Raw genomic sequence first — 19573 nt, 5'->3', positions numbered from 1 at the left:
GAAAAGATTCCCAACTGCTCGGGAAAGTTTTCCCTTAATATGAGGGAAAGTTTTCCCACAATATATGGGACAATTGGAACTAATGGGCATCTTCAAGCAAAAAGCCACTATTTTATCTAAAAACATAAAGAATCCACACGTTTGATTAAAAAGCATAAAGACTCCGGCAGAATAACACAAAGATATACATCTATCTATACAATAGATATCAGATAGAAAAGGAAAACGAAATAAAAAAGTGATTGAATATCAAACAGGTTAAAATTATTTCGTAATTTTGCAGATATAAAAGAATGAAGCTATGCCGGACTATGATTTAATCGCCATACTCGGACCTACAGCCTCGGGTAAAACTCCCTTTGCCGCTGCCTTGGCCTATGAACTTAACACAGAAATTATCAGTGCCGATTCCCGACAGATATATCGTGGGATGGATCTCGGTACGGGAAAAGACCTTGCCGACTATACGGTAAACGGACGTGCTATCCCCTATCACTTGATTGACATTGCCGACCCTGGATATAAATATAATGTATTCGAATATCAACGCGATTTCCTGATTTCTTACGAAGCCATCAAACAAAAAGGTTGTCTCCCCGTTTTATGTGGAGGGACAGGCATGTATCTGGAATCCGTATTGAAAGGATATAAACTGATGCCCGTGCCGGAAAACCCTGAATTACGTGCCCGCCTGGCTAATCATTCTCTGGAAGAACTGACGGAAATATTAGGTCGGTACAAAACATTACACAACTCCACCGACGTAGATACCGTGAAACGTGCTATCCGTGCAATAGAGATTGAAGAGTATTATGCTGCCAATCCCGTCCCCGAACGGGAATTTCCGAAATTGAACAGCCTTATCATTGGTGTGGATATCGATCGGGAACTGCGTCGCGAAAAGATTAGCCGGAGACTGAAACAACGGTTGGACGAAGGCATGGTCGACGAAGTGCGACATTTAATTGAACAAGGTATCGCACCGGATGATTTGATATACTACGGACTGGAATACAAGTACCTGACCTTGTACGTCATAGGCGAATTGACTTATGAAGAAATGTTCAATGGTCTGGAAATAGCCATTCACCAATTTGCCAAACGGCAGATGACCTGGTTCCGGGGCATGGAAAGAAGAGGATTTACCATCCATTGGATGAGCGCGAAGCTGCCGATGGAAGAAAAGATAGCCTTTGTCAAAGAAAAACTGGAAGGGATTTAGTATATTTGGCAGTTATTTATAGTGAGATTTTAAATACAGTAGGATAGAAATACGGATATGAGTGTAGAACCGAAGAAATGGGGAGTGATTTATAACCCGAAAGCCGGCACCCGAAAGGTAAAAAAACGCTGGAAAGAAATCAAGGAATACATGGACAGCAAAGGTGTCGACTATGACTATGTGCAATCCGAAGGTTTCGGCTCAGTAGAACGTCTCGCTAAGATTTTAGCAAACAACGGTTATCGCACGATTGTCGTTGTGGGTGGTGATGGCGCTTTGAACGATGCCATTAACGGCATTATGCTATCCGATGCCGAAGACAAAGAGAATATAGCCCTCGGTTTTATACCGAACGGTATCGGAAACGACTTCGCCAGATATTGGGGCCTCAGCACCGAGTATAAACCTGCCGTAGACTGTATCATCAACCACCGCCTGAAAAAGATAGACGTAGGATACTGCAACTTCTATGACGGCAAAGAACATCATCGCCGCTACTTCCTCAATGCCGTCAATATCGGACTGGGTGCACGAATCGTAAAAATCACCGACCAGACCAAACGTTTCTGGGGAGTGAAATTCCTTTCGTATGTTGCCGCCCTGTTCTCGTTGATATTCGAACGGAAACTATACAGAATGCATCTACGCATCAATGACGAGCACATCCGCGGACGCATCATGACGGTATGCGTAGGCAGCGCATGGGGATGGGGACAGACTCCGAGTGCCGTTCCTTACAACGGATGGCTGGACGTATCCGTCATCTACCGCCCGGAATTCCTGCAAATCATCTCCGGCTTATGGATGCTTATTCAGGGAAGAATACTGAATCACAAAGTAGTGAAAAGCTACCGGACAAAGAAAGTGAAAGTACTCCGGGCACAAAACGCGTCTGTGGATTTGGACGGACGTTTATTGCCTAAGCATTTTCCTTTGGAAGTGGGCATACTTCCTGAAAAGACAACACTTATTATTCCGAACTAATAAAATCAGGCACAGATTACACGGTTTCCAGTAAATCATAATCTGCACAAACTGTGTAATCATCCCGCGTAATCCGTGCTTAAGAAATCAACTAACAATAGTATAAAAATGATAGAACTTAAAAACAATCCTGCCGGCAATTTCTTCCTACTTGCCGGTCCTTGTGTGATAGAAGGCGAAGAGATGGCAATGCGTATTGCCGAACGAGTGGTTAAAATCACCGAAGCATTGCAGATTCCTTATGTATTCAAAGGGTCTTACCGCAAGGCAAACCGCTCACGCCTGGATTCGTTTACAGGTATCGGCGATGAGAAAGCGCTGAAAGTGCTGCAAAAGGTACGCGATACGTTCGGAGTTCCTACCGTAACAGATATCCATAGTGCCGAAGAAGCAGAAATGGCAGCCGAATATGTGGATATTCTTCAGATTCCTGCTTTCCTTTGTCGCCAGACAGACCTGTTGGTAGCAGCCGCCAAGACCGGAAAGACGATTAACATCAAGAAAGGACAGTTCCTCTCACCTTTGGCTATGCAGTTTGCTGCCGACAAAGTAGTGGAAACCGGAAACAAGAATGTGATGCTGACCGAACGCGGAACAACTTTCGGTTATCAGGATTTGGTCGTTGACTATCGCGGTATCCCCGAAATGCAGACATTCGGTTATCCTGTCATCCTGGATGTCACCCATTCATTGCAACAGCCCAACCAAACCAGCGGAGTGACCGGTGGAATGCCGCAACTGATAGAAACCATAGCCAAAGCAGGCATTTCCGTAGGCGTTGACGGCATCTTTATCGAAACGCACGAAAATCCTGCTGTAGCCAAAAGTGACGGTGCCAATATGCTCAAATTAGACCTGTTGGAAGGGCTGTTAACTAAGTTAGTCCGCATACGCGAAGCTATAAAATGACGTTTTTTCCCTGTCTATTTGTGATTTGCGGCTAAATACAACGACAAATTACTCAGAAACATTTATTTAAATTAAATAGAACATGAAACATTTATTACGTGGATTATCCATTGCAGTTCTTATCATATGCTGCAATTTTCAGCCCGTACTTGCACAACCCATGCAACAACTGCCTGTGGACAAGAATGTCCGTATCGGCAAGTTGGACAACGGACTTACTTATTACATTCGGCACAACGCACTCCCTGAGAAGCGTGCAGAATTCTACATTGCCCAGAAAGTAGGTTCTATTCTCGAAGAACCGCAGCAACGCGGTCTGGCTCACTTCCTGGAGCACATGGCTTTCAACGGGACCAAACACTTCCCAGGTGATGAAACCGGACTGGGCATCGTGCCCTGGTGCGAAACCAAAGGTATCAAGTTCGGTACGAACCTGAATGCGTATACCGGTGTCGAACAAACTGTCTATAATATCAGCAACGTGCCGACAGAGAACATCAATGTCATAGACTCCTGCCTGCTTATCCTTCACGACTGGTCAAATGCCATCAACCTTGCCGACAAAGAAATCGACAAAGAACGTGGCGTCATCCGTGAAGAATGGAGAAGCCGCAACAGCGGTATGCTCCGTATCATGACAGATGCGCAGCCCACCCTGTACCCCGATTCCAAATACGCTGACTGTATGCCTATCGGAAGCATCGACGTTATCAACAACTTCCCTTATCAGGATATCCGCGACTACTACGCGAAATGGTACCGCACAGACTTACAGGGAATTATCATCGTCGGCGACATCAACGTAGACGAGATAGAAGCGAAACTGAAAAAGGTTTTCGCCGACGTGAAAGCTCCTGTAAATCCTGCCGAACGTATCTACTATCCGGTAGCGGACAATCAGGAACCGCTTATCTACATCGGTACCGACAAGGAAGTGAAGAATCCGTCTGTCAACATCTTCTTCAAACAAGATGCCACCCCGGATTCTTTGAAAAACACCATCGCTTATTACGCTACGAACTACATGGTCAGCATGGCTATGAATATGCTGAACAACCGTTTGAATGAACTTGCCCAGACAGCCAACCCGCCTTTCACCAGCGCAGGAGCAGGATACGGCGAATTCTTCCTTGCCAAAACGAAAGAAGCATTCAGCCTAAGCGCAAGCAGCAAAATAGACGGTATCGACCTGGCAATGAAGACTGTACTGGAAGAAGCTGAACGCGCACGCCGCTTCGGATTCACGGCTACAGAATATGAACGTGCACGCGCCAACTATATGCAAGCCGTAGAATCCGCTTACAACGAACGTGAAAAGACAAAGAGCGGCGCATACGTTAACGAATACGTGAACAACTTCCTTGACAAAGAGCCGATTCCGGGCATCGAATTCGAATATATGCTTGTCAATCAGATGGCACCGAACATTCCGGTAGATGCAATCAACAAGTTTATGCAACGGCTTATCACCGACAACAACCAAGTGGTCCTGCTTGCCGGTCCCGAAAAAGAAGGTGTGAAATATCCCAGCAAGGAAGAAATCGCTGCCCTGCTGAGAGAGATGAAGTCATCCGACCTGAAACCGTATGAAGACAAAGTTTCTAACGAACCGCTTATCTCCGAAGACATCAAAGGCGGAAAGATTGTATCCGAAAAAGCAGGAGATGTCTATGGCAGTACGAAACTGGTACTTTCCAATGGTGTGAAGGTATATGTGAAGCCGACAGATTTCAAAGCCGACCAGATTATCATGAAAGGTGTAAGCTTCGGTGGTACAAGCGTATTCCCGAACGAAGAAATCATCAATATCTCCCAGTTGAACGGTGTAGCCCTGGTAGGTGGAATCGGCAATTTCAGCAAAGTAGACTTGGGCAAGGCTCTTGCCGGCAAACGTGCGTCAGTAGGTTCAGGCATCAGCAATGCTACCGAAACTATTTCCGGTAGCTGTTCTCCGAAAGATTTCGAGACAATGATGCAACTTACTTACCTGACATTCACTTCTCCGCGTAAGGACAATGAAGCATTCGAATCTTATAAGAACCGCCTGAAAGCGCAACTTCAAAATGCAGATGCCAACCCGATGACTGCGTTCAGCGATACAGTGACACGTGCTTTATACGGCAACCACCCACGTGCTGTCAAGATGAGAGAAAGCATGGTAGACCAAATCGACTATGACCGTATCATTGAAATGTACAAAGACCGTTTCAAAGATGCAAGCGACTTTACCTTCTATCTGGTAGGAAACGTAAATCTGGAACAGATGAAACCGATGATTGCCAAATACTTGGGCGCTCTGCCGTCTATCAACCGCAAAGAGACTTTCAAGGATAACAAGATGGATATCCGCAAGGGACAATACAAGAATGAATTTGCCAAGAAACAGGAAACTCCGATGGCTACCATCATGTTCCTTTACAGCGGCACTTGCAAATATGACTTGCGCAACAACATCCTGCTCAGCTTCCTCGACCAGGCTTTGGATATGGTTTACACAGCAGAAATCCGTGAAAAAGAAGGCGGTACATACGGCGTGAACTGTAACGGAAGTCTTAGCAAATATCCGAAAGAGGAACTAGTTCTTCAGATTGTATTCCAGACCGACCCTGCCAAAACAGAAAAACTGTCTGCCGTTGTTGTAGAACAGTTGAACAAGATGGCTAAAGAAGGCCCGTCTGCCGAACACATGCAGAAGATTAAGGAATATATGTTGAAGAAGTACAAGGATGCTCAGAAAGAAAACGGCTACTGGCTCAATAATCTGGACGAATTCTTCTACACCGGCATCGACAATACAAAAGACTATGAAAAGTTGGTCAACAGCATCACAGCAAAAGAAGTCCAGAATTTCCTTGCCAAGCTGCTGAAACAGAACAACGAAATCCAAGTCGTTATGACTATGCCGGAAGAAAGCAAATAATATTCTCTAGCATATCAACAGAATGATGATACTCAACGAACTACGTAAACATGGAAGGCTCGCCGCCAAACGGCATCCGATGTATGAAAAGAACAAAGTCGCTAAAATACTCGGTTATGTCATGGGCGCATTTTGGGCCGGTTACCTGATATTCTTCGGTACGACGTTCGCGTTCGGATTTTCAGATATGGTTCCCAACCGGGAACCATATCATGTAATGAACGCAGTGGTTCTGATCTTTATCCTGGCACTGGACTTCCTGTTGCGTGTTCCGTTACAAAAAACACCGACACAGGAGGTAAAACCTTACCTCCTGTTGCCGGTTAAACGAATTCGTGTCATCGACTTTTTACTAATCCGCTCGGGACTAAGTCTGTTCAACCTGTTCTGGTTGTTCCTGTTTGTCCCTTTTTCCTTCATCACTATTACCAAGTTTTTCGGTATCTCCGGTGTTATCACCTATCTTATCGGTATCTTACTATTAATTATTGCCAACAATTACTGGTATTTGCTTTGCCGCACTCTTATCAACGAACGTATTTGGTGGCTTCTATTACCTATCGCTTTCTACGGTGGAATAGGCTGCCTTCTTTTTATCCCCGAAGATAGCCCCCTCTTCTATTTCTTCATGGATCTGGGAGACGGATATATACAGGGAAACATTTTCTATTTTCTCGGCACCATACTTGTAATTATGCTTTTATGGCTGATTAACCGCAAGATCATGTCCGGGCTTATTTATGCAGAGCTAGCCAAAGTAGATGATACCCAAATACAACATGTCTCCGAATACAAATTCTTCGAACGCTACGGAGAAGTCGGCGAATACATGAGACTGGAACTGAAAATGCTCTTACGCAACCGCCGCTGCAAAGGTGCACTACGCAATATTTCTATCGTAATTGTAGCTTTCTCTGCTGCACTTAGCTTTTCCAGTATCTATGACGGTAATCTCATGACCTCTTTTATTTGTGTATACAATTTTGCCGTATTCGGAATGATTATCCTTTCACAGATTATGTCGTTCGAGGGCAACTACATTGATGGTCTGATGTCTCGCAAAGAATCGATTATGAGTTTGCTGAAAGCTAAATATTACACATACAGTATTGGTGAGATTATACCTTTCATATTGATGATCCCTGCTATCATCATGAACAAACTTACCTTACTGGGTGCTTTTGCCTGGTTTTTCTATACCATTGGCTTTATCTATTTCTGCTTCTTCCAACTGGCTGTTTACAACAAACAGACAGTACCTCTGAACGAAAAAGTAACAAGCCGACAAAACAATAGCGCCATACAGATGCTGGTCAATTTCGGTGCTTTCGGCGTACCGCTTATCTTATACAGCCTGTTAAATGCACTTTGGGGAGAAACAATTACTTACACAATCCTGTTAGTGATTGGTATCGGATTTACCCTGACCTCTCCTTTATGGATTAAAAATGTATATCATCGCTTCATGAAACGGCGGTACGAAAATATGGAAGGCTTCAGAGACAGCCGCCAATAGACGTTCATGAATCATTAACTATATAAACATGGAAGATCATGATTACCATTGATAAACTTAAAAAGAATTTCGGTGAAAAGGTTGCCGTAGACATAGAACATTACGAAATCAATCAAGGCGACATGCTCGGATTGGTGGGTAACAACGGTGCTGGTAAAACAACTCTTTTCCGATTGATGTTGGATCTACTGAAGGCAGACGATGGAAAAGTGATTGTAAATGATATTGATGTCAGCCAAAGTGAAGACTGGAAAAGCATTACCGGTGCTTTCATTGATGATGGCTTCCTGATCGATTATCTCACTCCGGAAGAATATTTCTATTTTATCGGGAAAATGTACGGACTCAAGAAAGAAGAAGTAGACGAACGTCTTGTCCCTTTCGAACGTTTTATGAACGGAGAAGTGATAGGACATAAAAAATTAATTCGCAACTACTCTGCCGGTAACAAGCAAAAGATCGGAATTATCTCCGCTATGCTTCATTATCCGCAATTATTAATCTTGGATGAACCGTTCAATTTCCTCGATCCAAGTTCCCAGTCAATCATCAAACATCTGCTTAGGAAATACAACGAGGAGCATCAGGCTACGGTTATCATATCCAGCCATAACCTCAATCATACCGTAGATGTATGTCCACGGATCGCTTTACTGGAACATGGGGTTATCATCCGGGATATTATCAACGAAGATAATTCCGCTGAAAAAGAGCTGGAAGATTATTTTAATGTAGAAGAAGAGTGAGGGGATTTTATGAGTTATGATTGATGAGTTACGAATTATGAGTTATGATTGATGGGGTTGATAATTTATGATTGAAATACAGTTGATGAAGGCAAAATTAAGATTTATCTATCTATTAGTTGGGCTGGCCGCTATATTTAGTTCCTGTCGCACTTCCGCTCCCCGGCTCGACTATCAAGCATTGGCACGAGCTTCTATTTTATTAGGTGTAGATATCAATCTGGAAGATAACCATAAGCTCTATCTCGAAGCAGCCGACTGGATAGGGGCTCCTTATCGTGGTGGAGGTGATTCTAAACGAGGAACAGATTGTTCGGGACTGGTTTATCAAGTGTATCGAAAAGTATACCGCACCCAAGTGCCACGCAATACGGAGGACTTGAAAAAAGAAAGTAATAAGGTCGCTAAGCGAAACCTTCGGGAAGGAGACTTGGTATTCTTCACCAGTAGCCGTTCAAAAAAGAAAGTAGCTCATGTGGGTATTTATCTGAAAAACGGAAAATTTATTCATTCCAGCACCAGTAAAGGAGTGATCGTCAGCAACTTGAACGAGAGTTATTATACCAAACACTGGATAAGCGGAGGCAGGATACATTAATTAGAATGACAACAGCCAAAGAGCTCCGTAGCTATCCACACAAAATCATTATGCAGAATTTGGGAGAGTTGGTCTAATAGGCTGCTATGAGAGTTAAAATGCTCATTTATTTGTTGCAATCATTTTATCTCTTGCAAAAAAATAAAAGAAATATTTGTCGGGAACGAATAAAATAGTAATTTTGTGCCCGATTATTCCGCAACGGGTTCGATGAAGAGCTCTTTAAGTGATTAAAGACCACCCGCCGGAGCTAACTTATACATTATATATAAGATGTACGCAATTGTAGAAATTAACGGTCAGCAGTTTAAAGCAGAAGCTGGTCAAAAGTTGTTCGTTCACCACATCGAAGGTGCAGAAAACGGTTCAACAGTAGAATTTGAAAAAGTTCTTTTGGTAGACAAAGACGGAAACGTTACAGTAGGTGCTCCTACCGTAGAAGGTGCTAAAGTTGTTTGCCAGGTTGTTTCAAACTTGGTTAAAGGCGACAAAGTTCTTGTTTTTCACAAGAAAAGAAGAAAAGGATACAGAAAATTAAACGGTCACCGTCAACAGTTCACTGAATTAACAATTACAGAAGTAGTAGCTTAATCAATTAAAAAGTAAGAAGAAATGGCACATAAGAAAGGTGTCGGTAGTTCTAAGAACGGCCGCGAATCACAGAGCAAGAGATTAGGCGTTAAGATATTTGGTGGCGAAGCTTGCAAAGCAGGTAACATCATCGTTCGTCAAAGAGGTACTGAATTCCACCCGGGTGAAAACATCGGAATGGGTAAAGACCACACTCTTTTCGCTTTAGTAGACGGAACAGTTAGTTTCAAAGTTGGTAGAGAAGACAGAAGATATGTTTCTGTAGTTCCTGCAACTGAAGCATAATTATCCGGACTGAAAATATTTAAGACAAGGAGATGCAATCCACAAGATTGTATCTCCTTTCTTTTTTATGTATGTTTTCATTGCTTGGTTGTTCGTTTTTTCTTTATCTTTGCATCCATTAAACGAAAGTTCATAAAAAGTATAGATATGCTTACCATTAAACAAATTACAGAGAACACAGAGGCGGTACTCCGCGGACTGGAAAAGAAGCATTTCAAGAATGCAAAGGAAACGATCGATCAAGTGATCGCTCTTAACAACAAGAGACGTAGCACACAAAATGAATTAGATAAAAACCTAGCAGAGGTTAACTCACTTTCGCGCACTATCGGCCAACTGATGAAGGAAGGAAAAAAAGAGGAAGCTGAAACTGCACGTGCCCGCGTTGCCGAACTGAAAGAAGGCAACAAAGAACTGGATGCTGCCATGACACAAGCTGCAACGGACATGCAGAATGTACTTTATACCATCCCCAACATTCCTTATGACGAAGTACCCGAAGGCGTAGGTGCTGAAGATAACGTTGTAGAAAAAATGGGAGGTATGGAAACCGAACTTCCCAAAGATGCACTCCCCCACTGGGAACTGGCAAAGAAATATGATTTAATAGACTTCGACTTGGGTGTAAAAATCACAGGTGCGGGTTTCCCTGTATACAAAGGTAAAGGAGCACAACTTCAACGCGCTCTTATCAACTTCTTCCTGGATGAAGCACGCAAATCCGGATATACCGAAATCATGCCGCCGACAGTAGTCAACGCCGCTTCCGGCTATGGCACAGGACAGCTTCCGGACAAAGAAGGACAGATGTATCATTGTGAAGTAGATGATTTATACCTGATCCCGACAGCAGAAGTTCCCGTGACTAACATCTACCGCGATGTAATTCTGGAAGAGAAACAATTACCTATAATGAATTGTGCGTATACACAATGTTTCCGTCGCGAAGCAGGTTCTTATGGTAAAGATGTACGTGGCCTGAATCGCCTGCACGAGTTCTCCAAAGTAGAATTGGTTCGCATCGACAAGCCCGAACATTCCAAACAATCTCACCAGGAAATGTTGAACCATGTAGAAGGATTGTTGCAAAAACTGGAACTCCCCTATCGCATTCTCCGTCTTTGCGGTGGAGATATGAGTTTCACTGCTGCTCTTTGCTTCGACTTCGAAGTATATTCAGAAGCACAGAAACGTTGGTTAGAAGTAAGTTCTGTATCTAATTTTGACACTTACCAAGCCAACCGCCTAAAATGCCGTTACCGTAATGCAGAAAAGAAAACCGAACTCTGCCACACGCTGAACGGTTCAGCATTAGCACTACCACGCATCGTTGCTGCCCTACTCGAAAACAACCAGACTCCGGAAGGTATCAGAATTCCGAAAGCATTGGTTCCGTATTGCGGCTTTGACATGATAGACTAATACTTGACATGACAGACTAATAAAAGTAGCCATATACAGAAAGCCACTCACCAAAAGAGTGGCTTTTCTTTTATATTTCGCAAATTAGCTGTATCTTTGCCAAAATTTATATCATTCTGATAGCAGTTACGTAATAAAAACAACAAATCAATTAGATAATGAACAAAATCATTAGCAAGGAACGCTTTTCCGAGAAAGTATTCAAATTTGAAATTGAAGCTCCTTTAATTGCTAAATCCCGTAAGGCAGGACACTTTGTCATCGTGCGTGTAGGTGAAAAAGGAGAACGTATGCCTTTGACTATCGCAGGTTCTGACCTCAAAAAAGGTACCATTACTTTGGTAGTGCAAGAAGTCGGGCTTTCTTCTACCCGTCTCTGTGAACTGAATGAAGGCGATTACATCACCGATGTAGTAGGCCCGCTCGGACAAGCTACCCACATTGAGAAATTCGGAACAGTGGTCTGCGCTGGTGGTGGTGTAGGCGTAGCTCCGATGCTTCCTATCGTACAAGCTTTGAAAGCAGCCGGCAACCGTGTTATCACTGTATTGGCCGGACGCAACAAAGACCTGATTATTTTAGAAAAAGAAATGCGCGAAAGCTCTGACGAAGTAATTATCATGACTGATGATGGCTCTTACGGTCGTAAAGGTTTGGTGACGGAAGGCGTAGAAGAAGTGATCAAACGCGAGAAAATAGACAAATGTTTCGCTATCGGTCCTGCCATCATGATGAAGTTCGTTTGCTTGCTGACTAAGAAATATGAAATTCCGACTGATGTTTCATTGAACACCATCATGGTGGATGGAACAGGTATGTGTGGTGCTTGCCGTATCACTGTAGGAGGAAAGACTAAATTCGTTTGTGTAGACGGTCCTGAATTCGACGGTCACCAAGTGAATTTTGATGAAATGCTGAAACGTATGGGCGCGTTCAAAAATATCGAGCGCGAAGAAATGCATAAACTGCAACCGGAATGTGAAGCAACCAAAGAAATCGACGAAAAAAGCCGTAATGCAGCCTGGAGACAGGAATTGCGCAAATCAATGAAACCGAAAGAACGTACAGCCATTCCCCGTGTAGAAATGAACGAGCTTGACGCTGAATATCGTTCACACAGCCGTAAAGAGGAAGTAAATCAAGGATTAACAGCAGAACAGGCCGTTACAGAAGCTAAGCGCTGCCTCGATTGTGCTAATCCGGGATGTACGGAAGGCTGTCCGGTAGGTATTGATATTCCTCGCTTCATTAAGAATATCGAACGTGGAGAATTTCTTGAAGCTGCTAAAACATTGAAAGAAACAAGTGCGCTTCCGGCGGTTTGCGGTCGTGTGTGTCCACAGGAAAAACAGTGCGAATCAAAATGTATTCATTTAAAAATGAATGAAAAGCCCGTCGCTATCGGTTATCTGGAACGTTTCGCAGCTGATTACGAACGTGAAAGCGGGCAAATCTCCGTACCTGTCATTGCAGAGAAGAACGGCATCAAAATAGCTGTGATCGGTTCGGGACCTGCCGGGTTGGCATTTGCCGGAGATATGGCTAAATATGGGTATGATGTAACTGTATTCGAAGCATTGCATGAGATTGGTGGTGTGTTGAAATATGGTATTCCAGAATTCCGTTTGCCAAACAAGATTGTAGACGTAGAAATCGATAACCTTAGCAAGATGGGTGTTAACTTCATCAAAGACTGTATCGTAGGAAAAACAATCAGCGTAGAGGATTTGAAAACTGAAGGTTTCAAAGGAATATTTGTAGCTTCCGGTGCCGGACTGCCTAACTTTATGAATATCCCGGGAGAGAATTCCATCAACATCATGTCGTCCAACGAATACCTCACTCGCGTTAATCTGATGGACGCTGCCAGTGAAGATTCGGACACTCCAGTAGCTTTCGGTAAAAACGTAGCAGTAATCGGTGGTGGTAATACAGCGATGGACTCTGTTCGTACCGCCAAACGTCTTGGTGCAGAGCGCGCTATCATTATCTATCGCCGTTCGGAAGAGGAAATGCCTGCACGTATCGAGGAAGTAAAACATGCTAAAGAAGAAGGAGTTGAATTCCTAACACTACATAATCCGATCGAATATATTGCTGATGAACAAGGTTGCGTAAAACAGGTTGTTTTGCAAAAGATGGAATTAGGTGAACCGGATGCTTCCGGACGTCGTAGTCCTGTAGCCATCCCGGGAGCAACAGAAACAATTGATATCGACCTGGCAATTGTCAGCGTCGGGGTATCTCCTAACCCAATTGTTCCAAGCTCCATCAAAGGACTGGAACTAGGACGAAAAGGAACCATCACTGTAGATGACAACATGGAATCTTCCATCCCTATGATTTATGCAGGAGGCGATATCGTTCGCGGTGGAGCTACTGTTATTCTGGCAATGGGCGATGGCCGTAAAGCCGCTGCCGCCATGAATGAACAATTGAAGGCAAACGCTGGTAACTAATTGCGGTTTTTAGCCCCTGAGATAAACTTCCCCAAAACGTGGGATAACCTGTTCTAACACGTGGGCGGAAGTTTACCGACACGTGGGCTAAAGCCAACTCACATATGGGCGGAATATTGCTCGTCCCACAACTAAAATAAGAAAAGCCCCGTCTACAAAATGTAAACGGGGCTTTTCTTATTTCAAATATCAAAGATACTTTCTACTTTACCACTTTGTTCGTCGCAGGATCGGGGAAGATTACAGTCGGTTTAAACGACTTGGCTTCCTCAAAATCCATCAATGCATAGGACATGATTATAACGATATCATCCGGTTGCACCTTGCGGGCAGCAGCACCGTTCAGGCAAATTTTACCCGAACCGCGTTCACCTTTGATAATATAGGTTTCAAAGCGTTCACCATTGTTATTATCAGCGATATACACTTTCTCTCCCGGAATCATGTTTGCAGCATCCAGCAGGTCTTCATCAATCGTGATACTACCCATGTAGTTCAGATTTGCCTCCGTGACACGTGCACAATGAATTTTCGACTTCAACACTTCAATCATCATAAGGTTTCGTCTTTTTAATTATTCTTTATATTTAATATTATCAATCAGCCGGACTTCTCCACAGAATACTGTGATGCATCCAACGGCATAGGAAGTATCTTCCCAATTACTAATTTTCTGCAATGTGTTTCCGTCTACAATCTCAAAATACTCCATGCGCAAACCCGGAGCAGCTTCAATTGCATCTTCCACCATCTTTTGCGTCTCGCTCACTGTGTGAGTGGCTGCAAAGTTACGACTTTTAAATAAGGTCTGAGAAATATTTAAAGCATTTTCACGTTCTTCTGCCGATAAACGTGTATTACGGCTACTCAATGCCAGCCCATCTTCCTCACGCACAATTGAACAACCCACAATTTCAAGGTTATATTTCAATTGTCGAACCATCTCACGAATAATTGCTAACTGCTGAAAATCCTTCTCCCCGAAATATGCGCGGTCCGGCAGTACGGCATCAAACAGTTTGCTGACAATCTGGCAAACACCGTTAAAATGTCCCGGACGGAAAGCACCTTCCATCACCGTATCTAATGGTGCATAGCTAAATTGACGAGTGTCCGGTTCCGGATACATTTCGCTTACCGAAGGAGCAAAAGCGAAATCCGCTCCGCATTCTTCCAACAAACGGCAATCTGCATCTAATGTACGCGGATACTTCTCTAAGTCATTTTTATCGTTAAACTGTGTGGGATTCACAAAAACACTCACAACAGTTACACCATTCTCACTTACGCTGCGCTTTACCAGAGATGCATGTCCCGCATGTAAAGCACCCATTGTAGGAACCAGTCCCACCTTTTTACCTTGGGCTCTCAAGACAGTCAATTCTGCCTGTAAGTCCTTGATAGTGTGCACTACTTTCATTTTCGTCAATTGGTTTATGTTTTACTCGTTTGCAAAAACTCTGCAAAATAAACTAATATTTGCCACATAAAGAAAGAATATCTTATTTAATGTGTCTTTTTTTTCGTATCTTTGCAGAATATTATAGTGAACTATTGTTATTATGACAAAGGCGAATAAAGTTTTATTTATTACTCAAGAGATTACACCTTACGTTTCAGAATCCGAAATGGCCAATATAGGTAGAAACCTTCCACAGGCGATACAAGAAAAAGGCCGTGAAATCAGAACCTTTATGCCCAAATGGGGAAACATCAACGAACGCAGAAACCAGCTGCACGAAGTGATCCGCCTCTCCGGTATGAACCTGATCATTGACGATACTGACCACCCCTTGATTATAAAAGTTGCTTCTATCCAATCTGCACGCATGCAGGTGTATTTCATCGACAATGATGATTATTTCCAGAATCGCATGCAGACAGCGGATGAAAATGGTATAGAATATGAGGATAATGACAGTCGTGCTATTTTCTACGCACGTGGTGTATTGGAAACAGTGAAAAAACTTCGCTGGTGTCCTGATGTTATTCATTGCCATGGCTGGATGACAGCTTTAGCTCCTCTTTATATTAAGAAAGCCTATAAAGACGAACCTTCTTTCCGCGATGCCAAAGTGGTATTCTCTGTTTATGAAGATGATTTCAAGAGTACACTTAGCGATGATTTCGCAACCAAATTGATGCTGAAAGGTATCTCCAAAAAAGATTTAGGTGATTTGAAAGAACCCGTAGATTACGCTGCTCTTTGCAAACTCGCCGTTGATTATTCGGACGGAGTCATACAAAACAGCGAAAAAGTAGACGAGTCTATTATTGAATACGCCCGCCAATCTGGCAAATTGGTACTTGACTACCAGAACCCGGAAAACTATGCAGATGCCTGCAACGAGTTCTACGATCAGGTATGGGATGCTACTGCAAACGAAAAAGAAGAATAAAAAATCAAGATACGACGATCATGAAAGCAAAATACGCCTTAATAGCTTTACTGGCAATCGCCTTTTGGGGCTGTGATGACAACACTGCCGGACTGGGATTGGGAATGTTTCCGGGAAGCGACCGGGATATCAACGGACAATTAAAAACATATCCCGTAACAACAATCTCTGTGGCTGCCGGAAGAATTTATGCTAAAACAAATATCGGATATGTCGGTAAATTCACAGATGATCAATTCGGTACTTATCAGGCAGGATTCCTATCTACGCTGAATTGTCCGGAAGGATTGACTTTTCCTGGAAAGTATAACAATACTGCTTTCGATAATAATAAGAAGATTACCAATACAATGGTGGACAAAGCATCTGATGATATCGCGTTAATTCATAAGGACCCCAATGATGAAAGCAGCGAAGTTATAGGCAATATCCACACTGTCGAACTTTATTTATGGTATGATAACTACTTTGGAGATTCATTGACTGCTTGCCGTCTAAGTGTTTATGAATTAAACAAAGAATTGGAAAAGGCGGACAAGAAAGATTATTATTATACAGACATAAAACCCGATGAGTTTTATGAAAAGAACGGCATTTTAGGAAGTAAAGCATATACAGCCGTTGATCTTTCTGTTAAAGACTCTATTCGTAACTTAGACTCCTATGTTCCAAGTGTACATCTTACTTTTGAGAAGCCTATCGCAGCAAGAGTAGGAGGAAACATATTAAGAAAATTCAGAGAAGCACAAGAAAAAGGTGCTAAATTTGATAATAAAGAATTTTTTAAAGCCTTCAAGGGATTATATGTAAAGAGCGATTTTGGAGACGGAACAGTATTATATGTCAATCAGGTTCAAATGAATGTTGTGTATAAGTGTTATGCTGTTGATAGCATAAAAGGAACGCCACTTACGACACACGATGGAAAAGATTCTACCTATTATGCTTATCGTGTCTTTAACTCTACACGTGAAGTTATTCAAGCTAATCAACTCAATAATGATGAAAAAATTAAGGAACTAATTAAGAATGATAAGACTTGTACATACTTGAAAACTCCTGCCGGAATTTTCACAGAAGCAACTCTTCCTATCACCCAAATTAATAAAGAATTATCAGGAGATACACTCAATGCAGTAAAATTGACATTCTCCAATTACAATCAATCAAATAGTAGTAGTAATTTTGGAATGTCTGCACCATCTGATGTAATGCTGATACGGAAAAAAGATAAAGACAGATTCTTTGCAAAAAATCTGTTGATTGATGAAGTTTCTTCTTTCCGCACTTCTCATTCTACCAGCACCAACCAATACACTTTCAGTAATATAACCAGACTTATCAACGCATGTATCAATGACAAAAAAGCTGCCGATAAAGATATAAAGGAAAAAGGGGAGGTTGAATATACAGTGTATAATACAGAAACTGGAATTGATGAGGTTAAATCAACTAAGGATATCACTATATGGGAAAACGATACAGAATGGAATAAGGTAGTATTAATTCCGGTTCTGGTAACTTACGACTCTTCTAGCAGCGATAATTACTATGGTACCTCCAACAATATCATTGGTATTCAACATGATTTGAGACCTGGATATGTAAAATTAAAAGGAGGAGAACTTGGCGGAACACTGAATTTAGAAGTTGTTTATACCAGTTTTACCAAAAGCGGCAACTAAAGACTAAATATAAAAGTTAAGTCCTAAACTCAAAGAGGCTGTCTAAAAAGTCGTTAGTAACTCTAACTCCCCTCCTTCAGGAAGGAGGAGAATTAGGATAAAACCGACTTTTTAGACAGCCTCATCGCTCGAATTAAACAGAAATGAGACGAAATCATAGGTCAGTCCGAAATCATAATCATCCACTAATCAAGTTGTGAAACAGTGTAGTATAATAATCTGAGATATTCAATAAATATTCCTTTTTCCTAGATATGGAGAAACAACTCCCTAAATAGGACTCTCTATAATACTTGCGCAAATATCAAAAAAACCGCGAGTGTGATTTTATCTCACTCACGGTTTCATATAATAAACTCTTATACTTCTTATTTAGCTGTAACCTTCTTAGCTTTTCCCGTGGCCTTCTTCTTCGGCTCGGTTGTTGCTTTCTTCACTTCAGCTTTCTTTGCAGCAGGTTTTGACTTAGCAGCAGGTTCCTCTTTCACTACCGATTCTTTAGCAGTTGTAGTTTTTTTTGCAGCCGTTTTCTTTGCCGCTTCTACTTTTGCCTGTAATTTAGCCAATACCTTTTCCAATTCAGTAATCTCATCCCCCTGATTCTTAATGGTAGTCAACAAAGAATTTAGTTCTTCACTGTCTACATCAACAGGATACAGTGCATCTACCCGTTTGATAAAGTCACCCAAAATATTCATATAGTTGGTGAAAGCATCATAAGGAGAATCATAGATACCACGGTTCAACCACATCCCATTGTTCTTCGTTGTCATAAAACGGAAGTTATTGCTGGCCTGCAAGTAATCCCAATCCTGCTTAATACGACGGTCATCACATAAATGAACACGTTCGGCTACACTATACAGTTTATTGAAAGCCTCACGTTGCATAACATTACCCAGCCAACAACTAGTATCTCTTTCTTCATCCACCCATGACATCGGATAGGCAACATCAAGCTGTGATACTGATTTCAACTTCGTCACGATTTCCGTCGGCGTAGAGAATGTGATTCCTTTAGCTTTTGCACATTCAGGCAGTGCCTTCATGAATTCAAGAATATTAGAAGATAAAGGTTGAGCCATACCAAGTGCACTCAATTCCATAAAGATATTGATGACTTGTTCTTCTTGGGGCAACGCATCGATCCAATTAATATACTTATCGGCAAACAAAGGATATTCCGCCCATTCCGAATTAGAAAAGCGCAAACTGATATCGTCAGAAAGTTTGAAATCCCGCAACAAGAGCTTAAGACTTGGAGCTTGATTACAGTGATAAACATAATGCGGGCTCTTCCATCCCAACGCATGTTTAGCACCTTCCGTCAACATCCCCTTGAAGCCCATAGAAGCTACCAATCCACCAATTTCATCAGAATAAATAAGACTAGAGTTACGGAATACTTTGGGTTCTTTACCAAACATCTGCTTCATCTTATCACGTTGACGAAGCACTTCTTCACGGAAACAATCCTCGTTGGCCAGTGAAGACAAACCATGCGAATAAGGTTCACATAAGAACTCACAACAGCCTGTTTCATTCAGCTGGTGCAATAAATCAATGACTGCCGGAGCATGAATTTCCAATTGTTCCAAGGCTACTCCCGAGATAGAAAGCGCTACTTTAAAAGCACCACCCGAGTTTTTCGCCATCTCAATCAATGTATTGAGAGCAGGAATATATGAACGTTCGGCAACCTCATTCATCCCTGTTTCGTTGGCATAATCATCATAATAGTAATGGTCATTACCAATATCAAAGAAACGATAACGTTTCAAATGGATAATTTGATGTATTTCAAAATAAAGACAGATAGTTCTCATTTTTATTCATT

16 protein-coding genes and 1 pseudogene are annotated in these 19573 nt (G+C 42.2%); 14 read left to right on the top strand and 3 right to left on the bottom strand.

The window, feature by feature from the left end:
- Positions 1-301 precede the first annotated feature (301 nt).
- The 12 genes and pseudogenes from miaA to A4V03_RS02890 all read left to right on the top strand — a co-directional run bounded on the left by miaA (position 302) and on the right by A4V03_RS02890 (position 13652).
- Positions 302-1222, top strand: a complete 921-nt coding sequence (miaA, locus tag A4V03_RS02940; protein ID WP_065537893.1) for a tRNA (adenosine(37)-N6)-dimethylallyltransferase MiaA — start codon at positions 302-304, stop codon at positions 1220-1222.
- 57 nt (positions 1223-1279) lie between these two features.
- A complete protein-coding gene (locus tag A4V03_RS02935) occupies positions 1280-2206 on the top strand; it encodes a diacylglycerol/lipid kinase family protein (RefSeq protein WP_065537892.1) in 927 nt (308 codons plus the stop codon).
- A gap of 108 nt (positions 2207-2314) precedes the next feature.
- Positions 2315-3115: a 3-deoxy-8-phosphooctulonate synthase gene (kdsA, locus tag A4V03_RS02930; protein ID WP_024986322.1), complete on the top strand. Its 801-nt coding sequence runs from the start codon at positions 2315-2317 to the stop codon at positions 3113-3115.
- 82 nt (positions 3116-3197) lie between these two features.
- Positions 3198-6035: a M16 family metallopeptidase gene (locus A4V03_RS02925; protein ID WP_065537891.1), complete on the top strand. Its 2838-nt coding sequence runs from the start codon at positions 3198-3200 to the stop codon at positions 6033-6035.
- A gap of 22 nt (positions 6036-6057) precedes the next feature.
- Complete coding sequence (locus A4V03_RS02920) at positions 6058-7551, top strand: DUF5687 family protein (protein WP_065537890.1); 1494 nt, start codon at positions 6058-6060, stop codon at positions 7549-7551.
- 38 nt (positions 7552-7589) lie between these two features.
- Entirely contained in the window at positions 7590-8297 is a 708-nt protein-coding gene (locus tag A4V03_RS02915) for an ABC transporter ATP-binding protein (RefSeq protein WP_065537889.1), read from the top strand.
- A 67-nt stretch (positions 8298-8364) separates the two neighbouring features.
- Complete coding sequence (locus A4V03_RS02910; protein WP_065537888.1) at positions 8365-8895, top strand: C40 family peptidase; 531 nt, start codon at positions 8365-8367, stop codon at positions 8893-8895.
- A 5-nt stretch (positions 8896-8900) separates the two neighbouring features.
- Positions 8901-8972: pseudogene (locus A4V03_RS21245) on the top strand (HAD family hydrolase); the annotation flags it as partial.
- Positions 8973-9168: 196 nt separating this feature from the next.
- Positions 9169-9486: a 50S ribosomal protein L21 gene (rplU, locus tag A4V03_RS02905; RefSeq protein WP_044657262.1), complete on the top strand. Its 318-nt coding sequence runs from the start codon at positions 9169-9171 to the stop codon at positions 9484-9486.
- Between the two features lie 21 nt (positions 9487-9507).
- Complete coding sequence (gene rpmA, locus A4V03_RS02900; RefSeq protein WP_065537887.1) at positions 9508-9771, top strand: 50S ribosomal protein L27; 264 nt, start codon at positions 9508-9510, stop codon at positions 9769-9771.
- Between the two features lie 147 nt (positions 9772-9918).
- Positions 9919-11193: a serine--tRNA ligase gene (gene serS, locus A4V03_RS02895; protein WP_065537886.1), complete on the top strand. Its 1275-nt coding sequence runs from the start codon at positions 9919-9921 to the stop codon at positions 11191-11193.
- Positions 11194-11351: 158 nt separating this feature from the next.
- Positions 11352-13652, top strand: coding sequence for a bifunctional dihydroorotate dehydrogenase B NAD binding subunit/NADPH-dependent glutamate synthase (locus A4V03_RS02890; RefSeq protein WP_065537885.1), 2301 nt, complete (start codon positions 11352-11354; stop codon positions 13650-13652).
- Between the two features lie 202 nt (positions 13653-13854).
- Here A4V03_RS02890 and panD read toward each other — a convergent pair whose 3' ends face one another.
- Positions 13855-14208 carry an aspartate 1-decarboxylase gene (gene panD, locus A4V03_RS02885; RefSeq protein ID WP_025074321.1) on the bottom strand — a complete coding sequence of 118 codons (354 nt, stop codon included), beginning with the start codon at positions 14206-14208 and terminating at the stop codon, positions 13855-13857.
- Positions 14209-14226: 18 nt separating this feature from the next.
- Positions 14227-15072: a pantoate--beta-alanine ligase gene (gene panC / locus A4V03_RS02880; RefSeq protein ID WP_065537884.1), complete on the bottom strand. Its 846-nt coding sequence runs from the start codon at positions 15070-15072 to the stop codon at positions 14227-14229.
- Positions 15073-15214: 142 nt separating this feature from the next.
- Here panC and A4V03_RS02875 point away from each other — a divergent pair, with 142 nt between their 5' ends.
- Entirely contained in the window at positions 15215-16051 is an 837-nt protein-coding gene (locus A4V03_RS02875; protein WP_065537883.1) for a glycogen/starch synthase, read from the top strand.
- A gap of 20 nt (positions 16052-16071) precedes the next feature.
- Positions 16072-17736, top strand: a complete 1665-nt coding sequence (locus A4V03_RS02870) for a DUF4270 domain-containing protein (protein ID WP_065540260.1) — start codon at positions 16072-16074, stop codon at positions 17734-17736.
- A 368-nt stretch (positions 17737-18104) separates the two neighbouring features.
- On the opposite strand, the gene A4V03_RS02865 is transcribed toward A4V03_RS02870, so the two are convergent.
- Positions 18105-19562 (bottom strand): glycoside hydrolase family 57 protein, encoded by a 1458-nt coding sequence (locus A4V03_RS02865; protein WP_065537882.1) that lies wholly within the window; start codon positions 19560-19562, stop codon positions 18105-18107.
- Positions 19563-19573 lie beyond the last annotated feature (11 nt).

Source organism: Bacteroides caecimuris (assembly GCF_001688725.2).
Taxonomy (GTDB): domain Bacteria; phylum Bacteroidota; class Bacteroidia; order Bacteroidales; family Bacteroidaceae; genus Bacteroides; species Bacteroides caecimuris.
The sequence above is the reverse complement of the archived record's forward strand: the minus strand, read 5'-3'. Positions and strand labels throughout refer to the sequence as shown.

Coding starts and splice junctions, on each gene's coding strand:
- miaA (WP_065537893.1), top strand. CDS start 302: ATGCCGGACTATGATTTAATCGCCATACTCGGACCTACAGCCTCGGGT.
- A4V03_RS02935 (WP_065537892.1), top strand. CDS start 1,280: ATGAGTGTAGAACCGAAGAAATGGGGAGTGATTTATAACCCGAAAGCC.
- kdsA (WP_024986322.1), top strand. CDS start 2,315: ATGATAGAACTTAAAAACAATCCTGCCGGCAATTTCTTCCTACTTGCC.
- A4V03_RS02925 (WP_065537891.1), top strand. CDS start 3,198: ATGAAACATTTATTACGTGGATTATCCATTGCAGTTCTTATCATATGC.
- A4V03_RS02920 (WP_065537890.1), top strand. CDS start 6,058: ATGATGATACTCAACGAACTACGTAAACATGGAAGGCTCGCCGCCAAA.
- A4V03_RS02915 (WP_065537889.1), top strand. CDS start 7,590: ATGATTACCATTGATAAACTTAAAAAGAATTTCGGTGAAAAGGTTGCC.
- A4V03_RS02910 (WP_065537888.1), top strand. CDS start 8,365: ATGATTGAAATACAGTTGATGAAGGCAAAATTAAGATTTATCTATCTA.
- rplU (WP_044657262.1), top strand. CDS start 9,169: ATGTACGCAATTGTAGAAATTAACGGTCAGCAGTTTAAAGCAGAAGCT.
- rpmA (WP_065537887.1), top strand. CDS start 9,508: ATGGCACATAAGAAAGGTGTCGGTAGTTCTAAGAACGGCCGCGAATCA.
- serS (WP_065537886.1), top strand. CDS start 9,919: ATGCTTACCATTAAACAAATTACAGAGAACACAGAGGCGGTACTCCGC.
- A4V03_RS02890 (WP_065537885.1), top strand. CDS start 11,352: ATGAACAAAATCATTAGCAAGGAACGCTTTTCCGAGAAAGTATTCAAA.
- panD (WP_025074321.1), bottom strand. CDS start 14,208: ATGATGATTGAAGTGTTGAAGTCGAAAATTCATTGTGCACGTGTCACG.
- panC (WP_065537884.1), bottom strand. CDS start 15,072: ATGAAAGTAGTGCACACTATCAAGGACTTACAGGCAGAATTGACTGTC.
- A4V03_RS02875 (WP_065537883.1), top strand. CDS start 15,215: ATGACAAAGGCGAATAAAGTTTTATTTATTACTCAAGAGATTACACCT.
- A4V03_RS02870 (WP_065540260.1), top strand. CDS start 16,072: ATGAAAGCAAAATACGCCTTAATAGCTTTACTGGCAATCGCCTTTTGG.
- A4V03_RS02865 (WP_065537882.1), bottom strand. CDS start 19,562: ATGAGAACTATCTGTCTTTATTTTGAAATACATCAAATTATCCATTTG.